This window comes from Paenibacillus sp. 22594, assembly GCF_052044425.1.
Taxonomy (GTDB): domain Bacteria; phylum Bacillota; class Bacilli; order Paenibacillales; family Paenibacillaceae; genus Paenibacillus_AQ.
In genome coordinates this window covers 46,836-69,611 of the sequence record NZ_JBQENA010000003.1, presented here as the reverse complement: position 1 = coordinate 69,611, position 22,776 = coordinate 46,836, and the positions used below count along the sequence as shown (strand labels likewise).

The 22,776-nt window shown below is 52.4% G+C and carries 17 protein-coding genes and 1 riboswitch; of the genes, 6 read left to right on the top strand and 11 right to left on the bottom strand.

Annotated elements, in window-relative coordinates; genetic code table 11:
• Positions 1-210 precede the first annotated feature (210 nt).
• Entirely contained in the window at positions 211-3,213 is a 3,003-nt protein-coding gene (locus ACTJKB_RS11115; protein WP_440833972.1) for an efflux RND transporter permease subunit, read from the top strand.
• A 168-nt stretch (positions 3,214-3,381) separates the two neighbouring features.
• Here the strand turns inward: ACTJKB_RS11115 and ACTJKB_RS11110 are convergent, their stop codons facing one another.
• Genes ACTJKB_RS11110 through ACTJKB_RS11100 form a run of 3 tightly spaced genes read right to left on the bottom strand, consistent with a single transcriptional unit; the run spans position 3,382 to position 6,039 of the window.
• A complete protein-coding gene (locus tag ACTJKB_RS11110) occupies positions 3,382-4,179 on the bottom strand; it encodes an ABC transporter permease (protein WP_440833971.1) in 798 nt (265 codons plus the stop codon).
• 18 nt (positions 4,180-4,197) lie between these two features.
• Positions 4,198-5,004 (bottom strand): ABC transporter permease, encoded by an 807-nt coding sequence (locus tag ACTJKB_RS11105; protein ID WP_440833969.1) that lies wholly within the window; start codon positions 5,002-5,004, stop codon positions 4,198-4,200.
• A gap of 18 nt (positions 5,005-5,022) precedes the next feature.
• Positions 5,023-6,039: an ABC transporter ATP-binding protein gene (locus tag ACTJKB_RS11100; protein ID WP_440833967.1), complete on the bottom strand. Its 1,017-nt coding sequence runs from the start codon at positions 6,037-6,039 to the stop codon at positions 5,023-5,025.
• Between the two features lie 591 nt (positions 6,040-6,630).
• On the opposite strand from ACTJKB_RS11100, the gene ACTJKB_RS11095 reads away from it, so the two are divergent.
• Positions 6,631-7,302: a LuxR C-terminal-related transcriptional regulator gene (locus ACTJKB_RS11095; RefSeq protein WP_440833966.1), complete on the top strand. Its 672-nt coding sequence runs from the start codon at positions 6,631-6,633 to the stop codon at positions 7,300-7,302.
• 85 nt (positions 7,303-7,387) lie between these two features.
• On the opposite strand, the gene gcvPB is transcribed toward ACTJKB_RS11095, so the two are convergent.
• From gcvPB to gcvT, 3 genes are read right to left on the bottom strand one after another with little or no spacing between them, the layout of a single operon-like run.
• A complete protein-coding gene (gene gcvPB, locus ACTJKB_RS11090; protein WP_440833965.1) occupies positions 7,388-8,848 on the bottom strand; it encodes an aminomethyl-transferring glycine dehydrogenase subunit GcvPB in 1,461 nt (486 codons plus the stop codon).
• Positions 8,845-10,197, bottom strand: a complete 1,353-nt coding sequence (gene gcvPA, locus ACTJKB_RS11085; RefSeq protein WP_440833964.1) for an aminomethyl-transferring glycine dehydrogenase subunit GcvPA — start codon at positions 10,195-10,197, stop codon at positions 8,845-8,847. Before gcvPA ends, gcvPB begins: the two co-directional genes overlap by 4 nt.
• The gene (gene gcvT / locus ACTJKB_RS11080; RefSeq protein WP_440833963.1) at positions 10,194-11,318 is read right to left on the bottom strand and encodes a glycine cleavage system aminomethyltransferase GcvT; all 1,125 of its coding nucleotides are present in this window, start codon (positions 11,316-11,318) and stop codon (positions 10,194-10,196) included. The genes gcvPA and gcvT overlap by 4 nt, the downstream gene beginning before the upstream one ends.
• Before the next feature lie 185 nt (positions 11,319-11,503).
• A riboswitch (glycine riboswitch) is annotated at positions 11,504-11,599 on the bottom strand.
• Positions 11,600-11,783: 184 nt separating this feature from the next.
• Here gcvT and gcvH point away from each other — a divergent pair.
• Positions 11,784-12,176, top strand: a complete 393-nt coding sequence (gene gcvH, locus ACTJKB_RS11075) for a glycine cleavage system protein GcvH (protein WP_440833962.1) — start codon at positions 11,784-11,786, stop codon at positions 12,174-12,176.
• A gap of 127 nt (positions 12,177-12,303) precedes the next feature.
• On the opposite strand, the gene ACTJKB_RS11070 is transcribed toward gcvH, so the two are convergent.
• The 3 genes from ACTJKB_RS11070 to ACTJKB_RS11060 all read right to left on the bottom strand — a co-directional run bounded on the left by ACTJKB_RS11070 (position 12,304) and on the right by ACTJKB_RS11060 (position 14,656).
• Positions 12,304-12,939 (bottom strand): hypothetical protein, encoded by a 636-nt coding sequence (locus ACTJKB_RS11070; RefSeq protein ID WP_440833960.1) that lies wholly within the window; start codon positions 12,937-12,939, stop codon positions 12,304-12,306.
• A gap of 71 nt (positions 12,940-13,010) precedes the next feature.
• On the bottom strand, positions 13,011-13,874 hold the full coding sequence (locus ACTJKB_RS11065; protein WP_440833959.1) for a flagellar motor protein MotB: 864 nt from the start codon (positions 13,872-13,874) through the stop codon (positions 13,011-13,013).
• Positions 13,871-14,656, bottom strand: a complete 786-nt coding sequence (locus ACTJKB_RS11060) for a flagellar motor protein (protein ID WP_440833957.1) — start codon at positions 14,654-14,656, stop codon at positions 13,871-13,873. Before ACTJKB_RS11060 ends, ACTJKB_RS11065 begins: the two co-directional genes overlap by 4 nt.
• Positions 14,657-14,836: 180 nt before the next feature.
• On the opposite strand from ACTJKB_RS11060, the gene uvrB reads away from it, so the two are divergent.
• Together uvrB and uvrA are read left to right on the top strand one after the other, a co-directional pair.
• A complete protein-coding gene (gene uvrB, locus ACTJKB_RS11055) occupies positions 14,837-16,828 on the top strand; it encodes an excinuclease ABC subunit UvrB (protein WP_440833955.1) in 1,992 nt (663 codons plus the stop codon).
• A gap of 389 nt (positions 16,829-17,217) precedes the next feature.
• Positions 17,218-20,091, top strand: coding sequence for an excinuclease ABC subunit UvrA (gene uvrA, locus ACTJKB_RS11050; protein WP_440833954.1), 2,874 nt, complete (start codon positions 17,218-17,220; stop codon positions 20,089-20,091).
• A 103-nt stretch (positions 20,092-20,194) separates the two neighbouring features.
• Here the strand turns inward: uvrA and ACTJKB_RS11045 are convergent, their stop codons facing one another.
• A complete protein-coding gene (locus ACTJKB_RS11045; RefSeq protein WP_440834734.1) occupies positions 20,195-20,431 on the bottom strand; it encodes a DUF3977 family protein in 237 nt (78 codons plus the stop codon).
• Positions 20,432-20,437: 6 nt separating this feature from the next.
• A complete protein-coding gene (locus ACTJKB_RS11040; RefSeq protein ID WP_440833952.1) occupies positions 20,438-22,087 on the bottom strand; it encodes a nitrite/sulfite reductase in 1,650 nt (549 codons plus the stop codon).
• Between the two features lie 436 nt (positions 22,088-22,523).
• On the opposite strand from ACTJKB_RS11040, the gene ACTJKB_RS11035 reads away from it, so the two are divergent.
• Entirely contained in the window at positions 22,524-22,733 is a 210-nt protein-coding gene (locus tag ACTJKB_RS11035; RefSeq protein WP_074087233.1) for a hypothetical protein, read from the top strand.
• Positions 22,734-22,776 lie beyond the last annotated feature (43 nt).

Below are 22,776 nucleotides of genomic sequence, written 5' to 3'. Positions count from 1 at the left end.
ATACGCGGGAAATGCGCTCTCCTTCGAAGGAAGGGGGGCTTTTTTGTCTGACTCCGGGAGGGGAGAACTCCGCCTTGAGACTGAGAGAGAAACCCTTCGCCGGGAGGTTTTGGAGATCACCTGCAGGCTCTACACTTAGCTAAGACAGCAATACATAAGGATCAGGCACACAGAAACCAATTCATACAGATGTGGAAGGGGATAAGAGAAATGACATGGTTAACAAAGTGGTCGTTCGGCAATAAGGGGGCGGTAGGCCTCCTGGTTGTCATGGCGCTGGTGGTGGGGATACTCAGCTATACCTCGCTGCCCATGGAGTTTATGCCGGAGGCCGATAATCCTCAGGTTACCGTTACGGCGCTTGGGCCAGGCCAGGATGCGCATTCCATGGAGATGAATGTGACAAAGCCGATTGAGGCGGCAACCTCAGTCGTGAAGGGCAAAACCGAGCAGATGTCTACTTCCGGCGATGGCTACGCGAAGGTGGATATTTACTTTGACGGCAAAACCAATATGAAGGATGCGGCGCAGGAGGTTGAAAAGGCTGTCCGCGCATTGCATTTCCCGGAAGGCGTCATGGACCCGTTCGTTGTACAGCTGAACACCTCAATGATTCCGATCTCTGAGCTTACGATGTCCTTCGACGAAGGGATGACCAAGGACAATCTGAAGCTTGCTGAAGATAAGATCATTCCTGAACTGCAAAAAATCGATGGGGTAGCGAACGTAGCCCTATACGGAAAAACGGCTCCGCAGGTCCATGTGAAGCTTGATCCAAAGGCGATGGCTGCAAAGGGCGTTGCCACATCCCAGGTGTTGGGACTGCTTCAGGGACGCAGCGTATCGGCTTCGATTGGGGAGCAGACCCTTGGCGGACAGACGGGGAATGTAAATGTGGTTTCCTCCATAGACAGCATTGACACACTGAAAAAGCTGCCGGTCGCCTCAGGTGTAACCCTGCAGGATATAGCTGCTGTTCAAGCGGTGACCGACCAGGAAAGTGTCAGCCGCTCGAACGGGAAGGATGTATTATTCGCCATCATTACCAAGGAAGCGAATGCCAATGCAGTCGATGTGGGCGACAAGGTGCGCGAGGTTGCGAAAGACCTGACCCAATCGAACAAAAATGCTGAGGTCGCCGTCATTTTCAGCACCGCGGATATGGTTGTCACCTCTGTCAACAGTATGATGCGTGAAGTGCTGCTCGGTGCATTATTTGCGACGATTGTCATTCTGATCTTCCTGCGCAATGTGCGCGCTACCTTGATCACGGCGGTATCCATTCCGCTGTCGCTGGCGGTTACTCTGTACTTACTGGACGTTTCCGGCATTACCTTGAACATTGTGACGCTGGGTGGTGTGGCTGTCGCCGTCGGGCGGCTGGTAGATGACAGTATTGTCGTCATTGAGAATATTCACCGCAGGATGCAGAAAGAGCCGTTCTCCATGGACATGATTATCAGCGCTACCCGCGAGGTCGCAAGGGCAATCACTACATCGACTATAGCTACGGTTGCTGTATTCCTGCCCATGGGTCTGCTGAACGGAACCCTGCAAGCCTTCCTGCTGCCGTTCGCACTGACTGTAACCTATTCCCTGCTTACTTCACTGGTAGTGGCTCTGACAGTAGTTCCACTGTTAAGCTCCTGGCTGCTGCGCAGCTCTTCCCTGAAGGAGCACAAGCCGTCGAGAGGTTTTGGCCGTTTTCTCGAATGGAACCTGCGCCACAAATGGATTACCCTGACTCTCGGTCTGGTGCTGCTGGTGGGTTCCGTTGCCGCTTATGTTACTATGCCCAAGGGGGCGCTGGATGCATCCGATGCCAGCAATGTAACCATACAATTGGTCTATCCGAATGATGTCCCAGTGAAGGAAGTGCTGGAGAAGGGCAAACAGCTGGAAGCGGAACTGATGAAGCAGCCGCAGACGGAGACCGTGATCATGATGACCGGCAATAGCGCAGACTCGGCACAATGGGGCGCAGTGAAATCACTGACCCAGGTGGATTACACTGTGATGATGAAGAAGGATGCGGATGCGCAGGTGTTCCTGGACCATATCCGGGGCCTGCAGAAGTCCTATGCGGGAGCAACCCTGACTGCAAATGAGTCCAGCATGATTGGTGGAGGCTCGACCAGCGAGTATGTCGATATCGTTGGAGACGATCTGGCATCCATTACTGCAGTCGCCCAGTCCGTAGCTGCCAAAGTAAAAACGGTAGATGGCGTACAAAAGGTCACCAGCAACATGGAGGATACCAAGCCGGTGTTCGCGTTCAAGGTGAATCCGACTGCAGCAAATGCGCAGGAAATTTCCATGCAGCTGTCGGCGATGCTGAATCCGGTGCCGATGGGACAAATGGAGCTGGATGGTTCCCCTGCCGGAGTGGTATTGGAGCCTGTGCTGCAGCCGAAGTCGCAGCAGGATTTGCAAAATATTACGATCATGACCGCCGAAGGGCCGCAGGCGCTCTCGAAATTGGCTACCCTTGAGGTCACGGATCAACCAGCCATGCTCTACCATAAAGACGGTAAGCCCTATGTGCGCATTACAGCTGAGGTCGATCCGAAGAAAGTGTCGGCTATTGGAGCGGATATCAAAAAACAAACGGACAGTATTACACTCCCCGAAGGAGTAACACTGTTCGCAGGCGGTGCTTCGGCGGATCAGGCCGGAGACTTCAGCGATCTTGGCATGACGGCACTGATCTCCATCGGTCTGGTGTATCTGATCATGGTCTTGACGTTCAAGACCCTGCGAGCACCGCTGGCTATTATGTTCTCCCTGCCGCTCGCGGCCATCGGAGCCGTTGTTGCCTTGATTATTTCCGGTGTGACCCCTGACTTCACCGCCTTGTTCGGAGCTTTGATGCTGATCGGTATCGTCGTCACGAATGCGATTGTGCTGATCGACCGGATTAAGCAGAATGAAGAGCATATGACTGTGCGCGAGGCCATCATTGAAGCAGCCGGAACACGGATGCGTCCGATACTAATGACAGCTATCGCAACCGTATGTGCCATGCTTCCGCTGCTGTTCGGTCATACCGAGCAGGGTAGCATCGTCTCGCAGAGTCTGGCCATCGTCGTTATCGGCGGCTTGATTGCAGCAACTCTGCTGACGCTAGTAGTGGTACCGGCCATCTACGAGCTGCTGTACTTCCGCAAATCAGCAAAGGAACGGAAGAAGCAAAAGGCTGCAACTGCGGCATAAATAAGTCTGGCAGGTTAGCAAATGCACCTTATCCAAGAAGGAAGCTATACAAAGAGCAGTGCGGGATTTCCGCACTGCTCTTTGGCATATATTCGCATGGGCGATATGAAATGATGCGGGGGAATCCGGAATGTCTGCCGAAGAGGCGGCGGGTCTCCTTGGAGGCCCCTAGTTACCGGTGCTCTCATATTTCGAAAGCCCGTACCGGAAGATGCCATAAGCTGCTGCCACACTGCCCGCTGCCACAACTGGAGCCAGCATCCACCAGCCGGTCCACCCGCTTTTGCCGAAAATGTAAGTCGCCGGATAGAAGCTGATGAAGGCATATGGCAGCACGGTAGAAATAAATACCCGTACCGCTTGCGGAAACAGAGTGACCGGATACTTGGCCAAATCGGCCAAATTATGCACCATCAGCGGAAAGGCGTTCCCGGCATTGCGAATCCAGAAGGCCGCCGAGTTTCCGGCCAGATTGATCGATACACGAATGATAACCGCAGTCAAAAGCAGCAGAATAAGGATAACCACTTTGGCCAAGCTCCACTGAATATGGCTGTGAACCAGCGATTGCCAGATAATCACTCCGCCGATGAGCAGATTGCCAAGGCCATTAATGCCGATCCCCGTACAGAAGACCTGAAGCACAACAGGCACCGGCCGCAGCAGATAACGGTCCAGTTCGCCTTGATTGACCAATCTTCCCAAACGCCAAGTGCCCTCAAAGAATAAAGAGCCAATGCCTTCCGTCAGAAAGATCATCGCATACATGAAAGTAACCTCCCAGAATTGCCAGCCGTTAATATCGGGAATCCGGTCATAGATCACCCACAGGAACACAAACCCAAGTACCTGGGTCAGAGCGGCAGAACACATTAAGATGTAAAAGTCCTTGTTGTATTCCAGGATAGCTTTTAGCTGCTGAATATAGAGTCTTTTATATAGATAGAACATTCGTGACAACGTCATTGGTTCTCCTCCTTCCGCCTAACCTCCATGAATAGTCACCTGGCGGACCGCCCAGTTCCACATGAACTTCCCGGCGACCCAGAGCGCTGCTCCCCAGAAGCATTGAATGCCGATCAGCTTCAGACTCTCCAAGGTTCCGGCCTGCTCCAGAAAAATCATAGTCGGCGTGTGGATAATACTCTGAAACGGTAGCAGCAATGCAGTCTTTTCCAGCCAGCCGGGGAAAAAGGCCAGAGGCACCAAAGCCCCGGACAGCAGATTGGTAAGAGCAATCCGGGTCCAGACAATGCCCATGGAGCCGGTGGACCAAAAGCACAGCAAGGCTGCCAGATACACCACGCCGAATTTTACCGCAATGGCCCCCAGCAGACTGAGCGCGAACAGCACATAGACGAGCGCAGAATGGGGGAGGGCCAGGCCGGAAATGAAGAAGGAGAAAATCACCAGAATAATCGTACTTATGCCGCCTTCCAGCAGGCTTGTGCCCAGCGTTTCGGAGAAACGGGCCGTTTGAAAATCAATGGGCTTCAGCAAGTCTACGGCAACGCTGCCATCGAGGATTTTTCCGGAAATCGCGGTTTCCGAATACCAGGAGAGCACAGAGTTGGCCAGGAAAGTGACTAGCAGATAGGTTTTCATCTGATCCCAGGTGTATCCGCCCACTATCTCGCGGCCTCCATAAATGCCTGCCCACAAAAAATAGACCGCCAGCAGATTGATCGCATTGGACAAAAAAGTGACGACGTAGGAGAAACGGTAGGATAGAACATTTTGCAAGGACCGGTTGGCAATACTGCGGTACTTCTTGAGCTTGACTACGGGCATGGCTGCCGTCACACCTCCTCATTCCCCTTTTTGATTAAGGTCCAGGTTTCCGTCGTACACTGCTTTGATCACCTGCTCAATGTTGGCATCCTCCATGCGGAAGTCAATCACTTCGCCATGCTTCATCACCCGGCTGACCACTTCACTGGCCGTATATTCATAGCGGTCGAAGGAGACGGAGAATTCTTGTTCATTTTGCCGGTCCAGCTTCATTCCGGGCGTTTGTGAGAGCAGCTTGTACAGCTCCGGCATCGGCGCGCCCACTTGGAAGAAAATCACACGGTTTCTGGCAAAACGGGATTTGACCTCGCTAAGACTCCCGTCATAGATGATGGAGCCGTGGTCGATGATAATCAGCCGTTTGCACAGATCCTCAATGTCGCCGAGATCGTGGGTGGTGAGCATGACGGTCGTTTGCTGCTCCTGATTGATTTTTTTGATAAACTCGCGGATTTTTTGCTTCACGGAAACGTCCAGTCCAATCGTGGGTTCATCCAGATAGAGAATCGGCGGGTTATGTAATAAGGCGGCTGCCAGGTCCGCACGCATGCGTTGACCCAGAGAGAGCTTGCGCGCAGACAGATGGATGAACTCATCCATGCCCAGCATCTCCGTGAACTGATCCAGATTTGCCTTATAGACAGGCTCCGGGATCTGATAGATATCCTTCAGCAGCGAAAAGGATTCGACAATCGGAATATCCCACCACAGCTGCGTACGTTGTCCGAACACGGCTCCGATCTGCGCGGCATTTTCCATTCTTTTCTTATAAGGATTGATACCGTTTACAGAAATGCTGCCTGCAGAGGGCATGAGGATGCCGGTCAGCATTTTGATCGTGGTGGATTTACCTGCACCGTTCGGCCCCACATAGGCCACCGTCTCGCCGGCTTCCACACTCAGATTCAGCGGCTGCACCGCAATCTTCTCGATATGCTTTGGGATGAACAGATGCTTGACGGCTCCCGCCAGGCCTGGCTCTTTCACCGCCTGCATGAACGATTTGGACAGCCCGCGGGCTTCAATAATACTCAAGTATAGACCTCCTTCATTCCTAACTTCCAAAGACGTATAAACAAATATAGCACCGGGCTGATGTCGAAAACTATCGGTTTAGGTCGGACGGTAAAAAAATTTATAAGATTATGACGAATGATGAAAAAAAGGCTAGCCGCAGGCTGGATTACAGACCCGGGTTAGCCGCTTTAATATTTTTCGTATACCTCTGGATCGCTCATTTAGGCTGCTTTTTTTGAAGGGAATAGATGAATATGAAAGAGAGAATATTTTTCAACGTTCATTCGTAAGAATGGCCCCTGTCAATTGTCTCTTAAATATCCTATGATATATTTACTGCTATTCTAGGCCATGCTGTCTTGTGAGTTTATAATAGAAATAGGAAATATTGCTATAGCAAATATAGATTTATTATTAGTGAATATATTCACAATCGTTCTGAGTTAATTAATGACAATAACCGAGGAGGCGTTTGTGTTGACTACCTTCAATTCCAAGATGAAAATGTGGTGTTCGCCGGATGATCTTCCAGCAGATCAAGCTGCGTCTTTTCACTCTAGTAATTCATCTAATACATATAGTCCGTTGCAGTCTCCAGGGGTCTCTTGCGTGAAAGAGAACAAAGCGATATATAGTGAAGCCATGGTTTCTTCCATGCGGGCAGAGATGGTGGCGATCAGCCAGTTCATTCCGATTCCTTATGTTGTGTTTCTGGCGGATGAAGAGGGTTGGATTCTCGATCTGATCTGCTCTTCACGAAGCCTTCAGGAGAACATGGACCGTGCAGGTATGAGTGCGGGCATCAATCTCTCCAAACGGTATTCGGGCCTGAATGCAGTCTCGCTGGCTATGGAGATGAACCTTATAGGGGTAGTGCGGGGAGAGGAGCATACAGACGCTGCTTTCCAGAGCTGGAATTGTGTATGCGCACCTTTGATTCTGGACGGTGGTACGCATGGCTATGTGGATATTTCTTTTGATTCCAAGCAGCAGATAGATTTTGCGATTCCGTTCGTGCAGCAATTGGCTGATAATGTGGCGTATAAACGGATGGTTAATAATGAAAGCCTACAAAAGTTCAGACGGGACACGGTGTTTGGCGAATATAGGCTGACTGCGAGAGAGAAGGAAGTAGCTGCGCTGTGGCTGGCGGACAAAAGTGCGCTGCATATCTCGAGCGCGCTGGGGATCAGTGAGGGCTCTGTACGGAATGTAGTGAAGAGCATTTATATCAAAATGAATGTAAATGACCGCTCCCATTTTGCCAAAAAGCTTATATGAACGTAAAAAAGCGGCTAATCTGCGAAGCCAGGAATGACTTCGGGATTAGCCGCCTTGCGTTCACAGAGTTTGCTAGAGCGCAGCTTTAGCCGCAGGAACAATTCAATACCGGTTTCCGCGCAGCCTGTGTTTCGTCGAGACGGCTGATCTCCGTAGTATGCGGAGCATTAATCACGATTTCCGGTGTTTCCTGGGCTTCCTTGACGATCTGGATCATCGTTTCGATGAATCCGTCGAGCGTTTCCTTGCTTTCGGTTTCGGTTGGCTCGATCATCATGCATTCCTCTACCGTCAGCGGGAAATACACAGTTGGCGGGTGGTAGCCGAAGTCGAGAAGCCGCTTAGCCACATCCAGTGTGCGCACCCCGTACTGCTTAAGGTTTCGGCCGGACATGACAAATTCATGCTTGCAGATGCCTGGATACGGGATTTCAAAATACGGCGCGAGCCGGTGCATCATATAGTTGGCGTTCAGCACGGCGTTCTCGGAAACCTCGCGCAGACCGTCCGGTCCGTAGGTGCGGATATAAGCATACGCACGGACCAGGATGCCGAAGTTGCCGTAAAAGGCTTTGACGCGTCCGATGGATTCCGGACCGCCGTAGCTCAACGAGTAACTGCTGTCTTCGTTTTGGATCACCGTCGGCTGTGGCAGGAACGGAATCAGCTTCGCCTTCACGCCGACCGGTCCGGCTCCCGGACCGCCGCCACCGTGCGGGGTGCTCATCGTTTTGTGCAGATTCAAATGCACCACGTCGAAGCCCATGTCGCCTGGGCGGGCAATACCCATAATCGCATTGGAGTTCGCTCCGTCGTAATAGAGCAGGCCGCCTGCTTCGTGTACGATCTGAGCGATTTCAATGATCTGCGTTTCGAACAATCCGAGTGTACTGGGGTTGGTCAGCATCAGGGCGGCGGTGTCGCTGCCGACAGCCGCTTTCAGGGCTTCAAGGTCAACCATTCCTTTGTCATTGGAAGGGATTGTTACGGTTTCCAGTCCGGCTGCAGAGGCGCTGGCCGGGTTGGTGCCGTGCGAGGAATCGGGCACGATGACCTTGGAGCGGGTTTCGCCGCGGCTCTCATGATAGGCGCGGATCATCATCAGGCCGGTCCATTCACCATGGGCACCGGCGGCTGGCTGCAGAGACACGGCATCCATGCCGGTCAGGGCGGCCAGATCCTTTTGAAGAGTATGCATCAGTTCAAGTGCACCCTGAATGCTCTCTTCCGGCTGGTAAGGGTGAATCTTGGCCAGACCCGGGAAACGGGCGACGTCTTCGTTAATCTTCGGATTGTATTTCATCGTACAGGAGCCGAGCGGATAAAAGCCGTTGTCCACACCAAAGTTGCGGCGGGACAGGGCGGTATAGTGGCGGATGACATCCACTTCCGATACTTCCGGCAAGACTACAGGCTCGCTTCTCAGCAGTCCGGCGGGAATCAGGGCATCGATGCTCTCTTCCTGCGGAACATCGCACACGGGCAGGGAATAGGCCGTGCGGCCGGGACGGCTAAGCTCAAAGATCAGACTTTGTTCCGGTTTCATATACAGCCCTCCAGTGCCACTTTGAATTGGTCAATTTCCGTTTTGCTTCTTTTCTCGGTGACGGCAACCAGCATATGTCCGTTCAATTCAGGATAATCCCGGCCCAGATCATAGCCGCCGAGGTAGCCTTCCTTCAATAGTCTGGAATTGATCTCGCTGACGCAGGAGCCTTCCGGCAGTTTCAGAACAAATTCATTGAAGAATGGTGCCGTGAACGCTGGGGCTGCGCCGGTTAATTCGCCAAGCTTGCCGGCTGCATAATGGCTCTTGCGGATGTTGAGCTCCCCAACCTCGCGCATGCCTTCTTTGCCCATGACGGACAGGTAGACGGAAGCGCATAACGCGAGGAGCGCCTGGTTGGAGCAAATGTTGGAAGTCGCCTTTTCGCGGCGGATATGCTGTTCGCGTGCCTGCAGTGTCAGTACGAAACCGCGTTTGCCGTTACGGTCAACTGTCTGGCCGACGATCCGGCCCGGCATGCGGCGCATGAGGGGTTCGGCTACGGCGAAGAAGCCGCAGGTTGGACCACCGAGTGAAGCCGGGATGCCAAGCGGCTGGGCGTCACCGACTACAATGTCGGCCCCAAGCTTGCCCGGCGTTTCGAGAATGCCCAGTGCCAGCGGATTGGCACTGACCACGAGCAGGCCTTTCACGGCATGGATCAGCGGCTCCATCGCACCAAGGTCCTCAATGGCGCCGAAGAAGTTCGGTGACTGTACCAGCACGGCTGCTGTGTCGCCGTCAATTGCGGCGGCTAGCTTGGCCTGATCCGTTACTCCGTTTGTGTAGTCAATCTCCACAACATCCAGCCCCCATGCACCCGCTGAGGTACGCAGTACCTGGCGTACTTCGGGGTGAACGGTGCGGGAGACGATCAGCTTTTTGCGTTTTGTCGCACCGGCGGCAAGCACCGCAGCTTCCGAGAAGGCGGTCGCGCCGTCGTACATGCTGGCATTTGCTACTTTCATGCCGGTCAGCTCGCAGATATAGGACTGGAATTCGAAGATCGCCTGCAGCTCGCCTTGGCTGATCTCCGGCTGGTAAGGGGTATAGGCGGTATAGAATTCCGAGCGGGAAATCACATGGTTAATGACAACGGGGATATGATGGTCATAGAGCCCTGCACCGAGGAAGCTGGCATGGGTGTCGAAGCTGGCATTGCGGTCGGACAGCTCTTTCATATGGCGCAGCAGCGCGTATTCATCAAGTGCTTCTGACATCGGCATCGTTCCCTGATAACGGACAGCTTGCGGGATGTCGGCGAACAGCTCCTCCACGGACTGAATCCCTACAGCCTCCATCATCTCCTTGCGGTCTTGCTCAGTCATCGGCAGATAACGGTGCTTCATTGCGGCTTCACTCCTTGGCTCTTTTTATAGAATGGCGCTTTGACCACGGCCGCCTTAAGCTGTTTGCCGCGGATCTCCACGTATACCTCTGTTCCAAGCTCCGAATAGGCGGCGTCCAGCAGGGCCAGACCCAAATTGCGTTTCAGCGTTGGCGACTGTGTGCCTGTGGTGACCTCACCGATCTTTACACCATCCGCATAGACCGGATAATGCGAGCGCGGAATCCCGCGGTCAATCATTTCAAGGCCCACGAGGCGGCGGGGCAGTCCGGCTTCCTTCTGCTTCACCAGTGCGTTCTTGCCGATGAAGCTGACTTTGTCCAGCTTCACGAAGAACTGGACTCCCGCTTCCAGCGGTGTAATGTCCGCCGACAGCTCTTGGCCGTACAGCGGCAGCTTCGCTTCGAAACGAAGCGTATCGCGTGCACCGAGTCCGGCGGGAGTCAGACCGTGCGGAGCGCCTGCCGCAAGCAGGCCGTTCCACAGCACAGCTGCCGTATCCAGTGGCGCGTACAGTTCAAAACCGTCCTCACCGGTATATCCGGTCCGGGAGAGCAGAACCTCTACGCCGCAGACTACAGCGCGCTCGATGAAATGGAACGGTGCAAGCTCCGCAAGGGGAGCTGAGGTAACTTCAGCCAGAATCGTCTCAGCCAGAGGGCCTTGCAGTGCGAGCAGCAGCGTCTCATCGGAGACATTGTTCAGCGTCACACCGCTGAATTCATCTGTGAGATGCTCCTGCAACCACTGGAAGTCCTTGTCGATATTGGAGGCATTGACGACCAGCATGTAACGCTCTTCGCCCAGTCGGTAGACCAGAAGATCATCGACTACACCACCGCTTGGGTAGAGCATCAGGGTGTACTGCGCACCACCATCCTGAAGACGGCTGACGTCATTCGTGGTCATCTGTTGCAGAAAGGCTTCCGAGCCGTTGCCGGTGACGATGAATTCGCCCATATGCGATACATCGAACAGTCCGGCCTGCCGGCGGACCGCCTCATGCTCCTTCACGATTCCTGTGAATTGCACCGGCAGCTCCCAGCCGCCGAAATCAATACATCTGGACTCCGCATAGGCGGAGTAAAGGTCGTAAAAAGGTGTTCTTTTCAAAGCATCCATCGGCTCACTCCCTTGTCTGATTACATGCGAAAAAGGACAGGCAAAAGACGAATATGCACAACCCGCATATAAGCCTTTCGCTCTGTCCTTTGTACCTGAGAGTTACCCTGCTGACCAGCGCGCAGGTTTCCCCGTTGGTGATCCGAATCCCTGCCGGGCAGGTTTCAGATAGCTCTCCAGAGATGCGTCCGGCAAAGGTCCTTTTGCCTGAGAGATTCACCCTCCCGGGCTTACTCCTTCGGCGCTGTCTTCTCGGAGACAGTCTCTCCCTATGCCATCATTCGCAAACCGTATTGTTTTCTACTGACTCCATTAAAGCGGGTATACAACTCCGATGTCAACAAAAAAACGTCAAAAAGATGACAAATTTTATTTTCCTGTCAGTTATATTGACATTGAGCGGCGCAATAACTTAGTCTATAACTAATTTTACAACTCCAAATTTGGAAAAGAGGCGGCTTAAGAATGAGTGAAGTGCTAGACAACCTGTTGTACAGCGAAGAGCATGAATGGGCACAGCAGGGTGAAGGGCGCATAGTACGTGTCGGAATTACGGATCATGCCCAGCATCTGCTCGGCGATATCGTATTCGTGGAGTTTCCTGAAGTGGGTGCAGCCATCTCGGCTGGCGACAGCGTGGGTAGCATCGAATCCGTCAAGACGGTATCTGAGCTCTATTCTCCGGTATCGGGAACAGTGACCAAAATCAACGATGCACTCGAAGTCAGCCCGGAGCTGATTAACGATGAGCCTTACAGCGGCGGATGGATTTTTGAACTGGAAATCACTGGGGAGTTTGCCGAAGTGGCGTCCGGACTGTTGGATGCGGCAGCTTACGGCAAGTTGATTGAAGAATAGAACACCTTACGGACACTAGTTTTCTGCATATAAAATAAAGACAGGCCTTCACATCGAATTTCGTGTTACTAATGTGTGAGGTCTGTCTTTTTGTGATTTTTTTGCACTTATACATTGGAATCTGCCACTAATTGGGGAATTCGAGAAGCCCTGGATACAGCTGCGGTGCGATGTGCCATAACACAGGAAGCAGGGCGATCGCAATAACCGCGAACACCATGCACAGCAGGGTGAAACGGTAACGCTTCCGTGGCCGTCCCGCAGGCCTTAGCACGAAATAGTACACGCCAAACGAGTATAAGGGGAACAGTAACGCAAGAGTCATAGCCATGCATACCATAAAGGTCGACTCCCCGGCATTGCCCACGATCATCGCCATAGGATCATATCCAGGATCAATCTGGTACAGAAAAAAAAGAAGCGGGAAATAGGCGAAAAGGACGTGTAAGGGGAACAAACGGATGTGCCGGTCTTCTGCCAGCCCATACAGCATCCACCAATACCCGAGCCAGAGCAGGGCAAATGCCCCCCCGGCCAGCAGAAAATTCCCGCCCATCCATAACAGATCACTGGCGCTATATGCTTCAGTACTATTCCCCCAGAAAATGGAGTGTGGAGAGAATAACATCAGGATTGCGACGGCAGCACCAGCCAGCGGGGTGAAGAAAATTTGAAAAAAAGCGGTAACCATCAATGATACGAAAAGCCGCAAATTCCTCAAAAAACGGGTGGGGTCAGGTGTTGCTCCTTCAGTGGCCTGCATCGCTTTCAGTCTCCTTTACCAGCACAAGTATATTCATTGGTCTTCTGCTGACTCTGAGCTGAAAGGTAATGTTACTCCTCTTCCTGAAGTTGCCGCAGCACTGTAATCTCCACGCGCCGGTTTTTCTGCCGTCCTTCTGGGGTGGAATTGCTCACGGCTGGACGGGTGTCTGCATATCCGGCATATTGAAACGTACCCGGATTCAATCCCTCATGATCCAGAAAGAAGCGCAGCACCGAGAGGGCACGGGCGCCGGATAATTCCCAGTTGTCGTTATAACGGGAACCGGCAGACACCGGCGTATTATCAGTATGGCCTTCGATACTGATTGTTGCTCCAATACCGCGGAATAGTCCTGACAGCTGTCGCAGCGCGGGGAGCGCTGGCGCTTTGAGCTCGGCTCTGCCGACATCGAACAAGTAACGGTTGCTGAGCGTAATCGCAATGCCTTGCGGTTTATCCGCCACAAAGATCTGGTCACCCAGATTGTTGTCTTTGACATATTGGGTGATGACGCCCATGAGCGCAGCCAGTTTGGCTTCCTGCTCGCGGAAGGCCTGCTCACGCGCCGAAGGCTCCGGGTCGGCAGGGGGCGGACTGGCCGCCGGGCCGGTAGCTGCATTTTCCTGCTCCTGACCTGTATCAGAGCTGTCTCCGTTCCCCCCATTCTTCCCATTCCCCGTTCCTTCGGATTGCAGCCCTTTTTGACCATCCAGAACACCATTTCCACCATCCAATACCGGATTTCCGCTTCTGAAAGTGTCCGATAAAGAGCTGGTGACGATGTTGAACTTATGTGTATCCAAACTGCTCATGGCAAACAAAATCACGAAGAATATAAGCAGCAGTGTAATCAGATCCGCATAGGTGATCATCCACCGGTCGCGGTTTTCCCGTCCTTCTATGCGTGGCTTTCTGCGGTTTCTCTGCCTCATGAGGGACCTCTGGTAATGTCGCTGCCGCGTTCCCCGGCGGAACGGTTCAAGAAGGAACGGAGCTTTTTACGCACAAGCTGGGGATGATCCCCGTTCTGCAGGGCAAGAATGCCTACCATAAGCATTTCCATTGTACCCAGCTCACTTTGGCTGCGGGATTTGATCTTGGAGGCAATGGGTAAAAATATTAGATTAGCGCTGGCCACACCGTATAGAGTCGCTGTAAAAGCAACTGCGATGGAAGCTCCCAAGTTAGAAGGATCGGTAAGACTGCTGAGCACGCGGATCAGACCCATAACCGTACCGATGATGCCCATGGTGGGTGCATAGCCGCCTGCGGCTTCAAAAATTTTGGCATAGCCTTCGTATTTGAGCTCTTTAGCGTCCATCTCCAGCTCCAGAATCTGCCGGACCTGCTCGGGGTCTGTTCCGTCAACAATGAGCATGAGGCCTTCACTGGTAAAGGGGTCGGGGTGCTCTTCGGCTCTTTTCTCCAGGGCCAGCACACCGCTGCGTCTTGTGACTGTAGCCATGGAAATCAGCTCTTCTGCCTGTTCTTCCGAGGTGTCCGCATGTCTGCCAAAAGCTATCCGCACCGCCGCTGGCACGCTGCGCAGTCTGGAGGCCGGGAAGCTGATCAGCACGGCGGCAAGCGTGCCTCCGAATACGATGAGTGCAGCATTCAACTGCAGCAGGCCGGACAGGCTTCCGCCTTCCCAGAAAAAGCCGCCGATGAGTGCTGCCAGACCAGCCAGCAAGCCGATAATTGAAGTAATATCCATGAGTTCAAGCTCCTTAAATTTCTATATATTATGGTTTGCATGAATCTGGGCAACACTGTATAATAAACGGGAACAAGTATTCTTATCTTCCATATATTTCAGTTAGTATGGAGAGAGAATCATCAGGGCCACAATTATAATATATTCATATATTTTAGACGATAGAGGGGAGACGGGCAAATGAATGATATTGTCGTCAGTACACAGACTTTTCAGTTGGAGTCCGAGTACACACCCCAGGGCGATCAGCCTCATGCCATACAAGAATTAGTGGACGGCATCCGGCAGGGCAAGAAGCACCAGACGCTGCTGGGAGCGACCGGGACAGGGAAGACCTTTACCATCGCACAAATGATTTCCAAGCTAAACCGGCCCACGCTGGTTATTGCGCACAACAAGACGCTGGCTGCCCAGCTGGCGAGTGAGTTCAAGGAGTTTTTTCCAAGCAATTCGGTAGACTACTTCGTCAGTTACTACGATTATTACCAGCCAGAGGCGTACATTCCCTCCTCCGATACCTACATCGAGAAAGATTCCAGCATAAATGAAGAGATTGATAAGCTGCGCCACTCCGCGACCAGTTCCTTGTTCGAACGGCGTGACGTCATTATTGTAGCCAGTGTTTCCTGTATTTACGGCCTCGGTTCTCCACAGGAATATGGAAGCCTGCTGCTGTCGTTGCGCGTGGGTATGGAGAAGCCTCGGAATCAGATTCTGAGCCGGCTCGTGGATATCCAGTACCAGCGTAACGACATTAACTTTGTGCGGGGCACTTTTCGCGTGCGTGGTGATGTGGTGGAGATCTTCCCGGCTTCACAGGGCGAGCATGCCATCCGTGTAGAGCTGTTCGGCGATGAAGTGGAACGGATTACTGAAATTGATGTGTTGACCGGAGAATTGATCGGGGAACGCGACCATGTGGCAATTTTCCCGGCATCGCACTTTGTCACCCAGGAAGAAACCATGCGTGTGGCCCTGGTTAATATTGAGCGTGAGCTGGAAGAACGGCTGGCTGTGCTCCGCGATGCAGGTAAATTGCTGGAGGCCCAGCGTCTGGAGCAGCGGACCCGTTACGATATCGAGATGATGAAGGAAGTCGGCTTTTGTTCCGGGATCGAGAACTATTCCGGACCGCTCACCTTCCGTGAGCCGGGAGCAACCCCTTACACGCTCATGGATTACTTTCCTGATGATATGCTGATTGTAATCGACGAATCCCATGCGACATTGCCGCAGATTCGGGCGATGTACAACGGTGACCGCGCGCGCAAGACAGTTCTCGTAGAGCATGGCTTCCGCCTGCCGTCCGCGCTGGACAACCGGCCGCTGCAGTTCGAAGAATTCGAAGATAAGGTGACTCAGATTGTATATGTGTCCGCCACACCAGGCCCTTATGAAATTGAACATTGCGAGACGATGATTCAGCAGATTATCCGGCCTACGGGTCTTTTAGACCCGATTATCGAGGTTCGTCCGACAGAGGGGCAGATTGATGATCTGATCAGTGAAATCCGTGACCGGGTGGAACGTGACGAGCGTGTGCTGGTTACGACTCTGACCAAGAAAATGTCCGAGGACTTGACTGATTATTTCAAGGAAATCGGCATCAAGGTCCGCTACATGCACTCTGACATTAAGACGCTGGAGCGTATGGCAATTCTGCGTGATCTCCGGTTAGGCGCCTTCCATGTTCTCGTGGGGATCAATTTATTGCGGGAGGGTCTGGATTTGCCGGAGGTATCCCTGGTCGCGATTCTCGATGCTGACAAGGAGGGCTTCCTGCGCTCCGAGCGTTCACTCATTCAGACCATCGGCCGTGCGGCCCGTAACTCCAATGGCCGCGTAATCATGTATGGTGACCGTATCACAGACTCGATGGAAAAGGCTATGTTCGAAACCCAGCGCCGCCGGGAAACGCAGATTGCCTACAACGAAAAGCATGGAATCACACCCACTACGATCAACAAGAAAGTGCGCGAAATCATCGAGGCCACTAAGGTCGCCGAGTCCAAGGCGGAGTATCTTACCGGCGTGGGTGGCAAGATGAGCAAGAAGGACCGCCAAAGCCTAATGCAGCGTCTGGAGGCCGAGATGAAGGATGCTGCCAAGAACCTGCAATTTGAGCGTGCCGCAGAGCTTCGCGACGCTCTGCTGGAGCTTCGGGCAGAGTGAGGTTTGTACAGTAAAGTACAGGAACGGCGCTGTATATGGCCTTTCCTTTTGGATAAATTGATCTTTGTCCTTGCGTATCCCGAAGGGACAGCCTGCAGTTCGCAGTCTGCGCATCCCGAAGGGACAGCCTGCAGTTCGCAGTTTGCGCATCCCGAAGGGACAGCGGTTTGTCCCTGAAGCGCCCACATTCCAGCGGTCCCGTTAGGGACAAGCGCTCTTCAGTCCACATCGACTAAGCCCATCCGCCCTCACTCCTTCGCCAGCAGCATTGCGGGTGTCCAGAGGGTGCAACCCTTGGGGCCCTCCCTTGGCTAAGGGAGGGTTTGGGAGGGATCGAAAATATTTTGAAATAGCTTTGAAATAGGCTTGATATCTAGGAGGTTATACCGTTGGCGAATGAAAATATTGTAATTAAGGGTGCGCGAGCACACAATCTCAAGAACATTGACGTAACGATTCCACGTGACCGCTTCGTCGTGCTGACGGGACTTAGCGGCTCCGGCAAATCGTCGCTTGCATTCGATACGATCTACGCAGAAGGACAGCGCCGTTATGTGGAATCCCTGTCAGCGTATGCACGACAGTTCCTTGGCCAGATGGAGAAGCCGGATGTCGATTCTATTGACGGGTTATCCCCGGCGATTTCAATTGACCAGAAGACAACAAGCCGCAACCCGCGTTCTACGGTAGGTACGGTTACGGAGATTTATGACTATCTTCGGCTGCTGTTCGCCCGGGTAGGGCATCCGCATTGCCCGGATCACGGCATCGAAATTACTTCCCAGACCGTGGAGCAGATGGTGGATCGGATTATGCAGTATCCCGAGAAGACCCGGCTGCAGATTCTGGCACCGGTAATCTCAGGACGCAAAGGTGAGCATAAGGGACTGTTCAGCGACATCTCGAAGCAGGGCTTTGTCCGTGTGCGCGTGAACGGTGAACTGCGTGAGGTTACTGAGGATATCGTGCTGGAGAAGAATAAGAAGCATACGATTGAGGTCGTGGTGGACCGGATCGTCATTAAGGATGATGTACAGACCCGGTTGACGGATTCGCTGGAGACCGCACTGAAACTGTCCGGCGGGCAAATTCTGGTTGATATCATTGGCCAGGAGGAACTGCTGTTCAGCTCGAACTTTGCCTGTCCGATCTGCGGGTTCAGTATCGAGGAACTAGCGCCGCGGATGTTCTCTTTCAACAGCCCCTTCGGGGCTTGCCCGGAATGTGATGGGCTTGGTGTGAAGATGGTTGTCGACCCGGATCTTCTAATTCCCGATCAAGAGAAGAGTATTGAAGAAGGCGCCTTTTTGGCCTGGACCGGCAGCACATCGAACTACTACCCGCAATTTCTGAAATCGGTTTGCGAGCATTTCAAAATCCCGCAAAATGTGCCGGTAAACAGCCTGTCGCCAGAACATATGCAGAAGCTGCTGAACGGAACGGGCAGCGAGAAGATCCGCTTCCGTTATGAGAATGACTTTGGCCAGCGGAAGGACGCGCTTGTCGCCTTCGAAGGGATTATTCCCAATCTGGAGCGGCGATACCGGGAGACGGCTTCCGATGGCATTCGTGAGTTCATTGAAGGCTTCATGAGTGCCAAGCCTTGCCATGTGTGCAAAGGCAAAAGATTGAAGAAGGAAATTCTCGCCGTAACAGTCAACGAACGGAATGTTGCGGATGTTACCGATCTGTCGATTGGAGATTGCCTTGAATTCTTCGACAACATTGCTCTGAGTGAGAAGGAAACAGCCATTGCCAACCTGATTCTCAAAGAAATCAGCAGCCGGCTCGGCTTCCTGGTCAACGTTGGTTTGAACTATTTGACGCTCAGCCGTGCAGCGGGCTCGCTCTCCGGCGGTGAAGCGCAGCGGATCAGGCTGGCGACCCAGATCGGTTCCAGTCTGATGGGCGTGCTGTATATTCTCGATGAACCGAGTATTGGTCTGCATCAGCGGGACAATGACCGCCTCATCTCAACACTTGGGCATATGCGCGATTTAGGCAATACCCTGATTGTGGTCGAACATGATGAAGATACGATGATGGCTGCCGACTATATTATTGACATTGGTCCGGGTGCGGGTATTCATGGCGGGCAGGTTATGGCACAAGGCACACCTCAGGAGATTATGAATGATCCAAATTCCCTGACCGGAGAGTACTTAAGCGGACGCAAGTTCATTCCGGTTACCTCCGATCGGCGCGCTACAGATGATCGCTGGATTGAAATCCGCGGGGCCAAAGAGAACAACCTGAAGAATGTGAATGTCAAAATTCCACTTGGTGTTTTCACGGCCGTAACCGGTGTTTCGGGTTCGGGCAAGTCTTCGCTTATCAATGAGATTCTCTATAAGAGTCTGGCGCGTCAGCTGAATAAGGCTGTCAAGGTGCGGCCGGGTCAGCACAAAGAAATCCGCGGGCTGGAAAACCTGGACAAAGTCATTGAAATTGACCAGTCGCCAATCGGACGTACACCGCGTTCCAATCCGGCAACCTATACGGGCGTCTTCGATGATATTCGTGATTTGTTCTCCAAGACGAACGAAGCCAAGGTGCGCGGCTTCCAGAAAGGCCGATTCAGCTTCAATGTCAAAGGCGGACGCTGTGAGGCGTGCCGTGGGGATGGCATTATTAAAATTGAGATGCACTTCCTGCCGGATGTTTATGTTCCCTGCGAAATATGCAAGGGTAAACGTTACAACCGTGAGACGCTGGAAGTGAAGTATAAAGGCAAAAGCATCTCCGATGTACTGGAAATGACCGTAGAAGATGCAACAGAATTTTTTAAGAATATCCCAAAGATTCACCGTAAAATGCAGACCCTGCTGGATGTTGGGCTAGGGTATATCAATATTGGTCAGCCGGGAACCACCTTGTCCGGCGGTGAGGCGCAGCGGGTGAAACTGGCCTCCGAGTTATACCGGCGCAGTACCGGCAAGACATTATACATTCTGGATGAGCCGACAACAGGATTGCATGTAGATGACATAGGCCGTCTGCTTGAGGTGCTGCATCGTCTAGTGGACTCCGGTGAATCCGTGCTCGTCATTGAGCATAACCTCGATGTGATTAAGACCGCCGACTATATCATTGATATGGGGCCAGAGGGTGGTAGTGGCGGGGGGACTGTCCTTGCTACGGGAACACCGGAGAAGATCATCAAAGTGGAGGAGTCCTACACCGGCAGATACCTGAAACCGGTATTGCTCCGTGACACCGAGCGCACCAAAGCTCTGGAGCTGCAGACCTCGGACAGTGTATAACCGATAGGATTCAAAGCAGGGCAGGGGCGTTTCCGGCTTGTAGCCGAAAACAGGAAAGGGCCGTGGCAATGCACCACGGCCTTTTTACATAAATGAAAACTATTCAATGACTGCTGATCCCGATGATGATTTTGAAGGCATTGCGCGTTTTTCTTGAACGCTTGAAGCCCTCTCTGAAATCCATAATCCATACGGTTTTTCTTATCCATACTCTAATATACAATGAGTGAAATTTGATAGGGTGCACAACACCCTTTTCTTCGATCTCTGTGCCATCAGCCAGTTCCGTTTCCGTTCTTAGAAGCCATCTGTTGCCAACACCGAACTCAATATATTTCAGAAGACATTACTCCTTGGACGTAGTTACAGGTTCAGCTTCCAAAATAGCGGTAAGCTGTTCCTGAAGGGCAGGTTCGCCTACGCGTCCCGTAAATGCATGGAAATTCTCCTGTTCTTGACGCTGTTCCGTGTAGAAGGAAATGAGCTGCTTCAGAACGGGGCCCACCCGTTCTGCCTTTACGCGGCCCTTCAACGGCCGGGCGAATTCAGCTGCAGGACCACGGTCTCCGCAGCCAAGCGTTCCGCCAACAGCGATATCGAACGCATCGGTCATACCGTCCGGTGTCTTGATCAGCGTGCCTTGCAGGCCGATATCGGCAACCTGCTTTTGTCCGCAGGCATTGGGACAGCCGATGAAGTGAATGCGCAGCTTCTCATCAAGCCGGATATGCTCATCCAGATAGGCAGCGACACTGACAGCTCTCTGTTTGGTCTCGACGAGGGCCAGGTTGCAGAATTCATTGCCCGTGCAGGCGACAGTGCGGCTGATGAAGTGTTTGGCTGATGGCGACAGCCGCTGCAGCACTGGGGCTTCCAGAAGAGCGCTGAGCTTCTCATTCGGAACCCCGCTGATGATGATGTTTTGTGACATCGTGGTGCGGAGCTTGCCTTCACCGTACTGATCCGCCAGCTCGGCTAACTGATCCAGCTCATCGCTGTTCATCCTACCGACGGGAACATTCAAGCCAACATAACTGAGACCTTCCTGAACCTGCGGATGGACTCCGTCAAAATAAGCGGCTTGCCAGCCAATCGTCTGGTCCTCGCCGCGCGGGGGCAGCTCGCCTACGACTTCGATCAGCTTTTCTTTGAATTTCTCCGCGCCCCAATCGGCGACAAGGAATTTCAGGCGGGCGTGATGACGTTTCTCCCGGTAGCCGTTATCCCGGAACAGTGTGACAACACCGGCAGCTACCTTTAGTGCCAATTCCGGTTTTACGAAGACATCAAGCTTTTGCGCCAGATGTGGTTTGGCTGACAGTCCGCCGCCAACCATCAGATGGAACCCCAGAGTTTCAACACCATCGATGACTTTTACTGCAGGTGTATAAGCCAGATCATTAATTTCCGCTTGTGCGTTATTGTACTTGTTAGCAGACACAGAGATTTTGAATTTGCGCGGCAGGTTGGAGAAGTCACGGTTCAGCATAAAGAAATCATTCAGCTGTTCTACTATATCCGTCGTATCAAACAGTTCATCCTTGTCGATCCCTGCCAGTGGGTTGCCGACAATTGTCCGCGGACAGTCGCCGCAAGCTTCGAAGGAATACAGTCCGGCGGCTTCGAGACGCTTGAAGATATCCGGCAGATTCTCGACAGTAAGCCAGTGGAACTGGATGGCTTGGCGTGTAGTCACATCAACCAGGCTTCGCCCGTACAATCTGCCGATTTCAGCCAGTGCTCTGGCTTGGCTTGAAGTCATAATACCGGTGTTGATCCGCACACGCATCATAAAATGGCCATCACGCGGCTTTTGCTGATACACTCCGGCCCATTTGAACAGATCCATATCATCGGCCGGGATGGAACTGTAGCCCTCCAGGGCATATTTTTCAATAATGGTGCGGATCACATCCAGGCCGTCCTTCTGCAGTTTGACGAATTCGAACTTGCTCAGTTTCTCGGGTGCAGCGTTCCATATCGGTTCGTAAGCCATATCTAACTTCCTTTCTGGTTATGTATCGGATGAATCAAGAAGCCCTAAGATTATAAGCCCGATGGTAACATAGTCCGGAGTAGTCCGGCAGTGAGGGTTGTAGCACTACAGTATAACGATTGTTTATCAATAAATAAGGACTTGCTGATAGTTCAAACAGGCATATGCAGAGCATGTCCGTCGTAAGATTCAAAGAGGGGTATATTCGTTGAATAAATAGATATAAGCTGAGTTCTTTGACAAAGAGTGCACAACAGCAACTTCTGTGATCTAAATTGCTGATGTGCAGTATATTTTCCCGGAGAAAAAAATTTTTTGTGACAATTACATAAGTTTTTAAGGATTTTCTATTGCGTCACTGAAATGGTAGCGATAACATAGAAGGAGATATGGAATAGATGAACTAGCTTGACAATACTCTTGGGGAGGTAATGCCATGCTGCTTGCTGAAGCTGCCGCGCAAGGACCGTCTAAATTTCATACCTTCGATGTATTTATGATTTTGTTCACCGTTCTGATCTTCATTGGAGTGATCCGGCTGTTACGGGCACCCCAGAAGAACAAATTCGCCATTGCCTTTGGAGTGGTGAGTCTGCTGGTGTTCGTGGTTTCGGACTACGCAATGGTGATGAACTGGATAAGTTAGTACACAAGTGACAATTGCAGAGCATTATATTCTAGGAAGACAC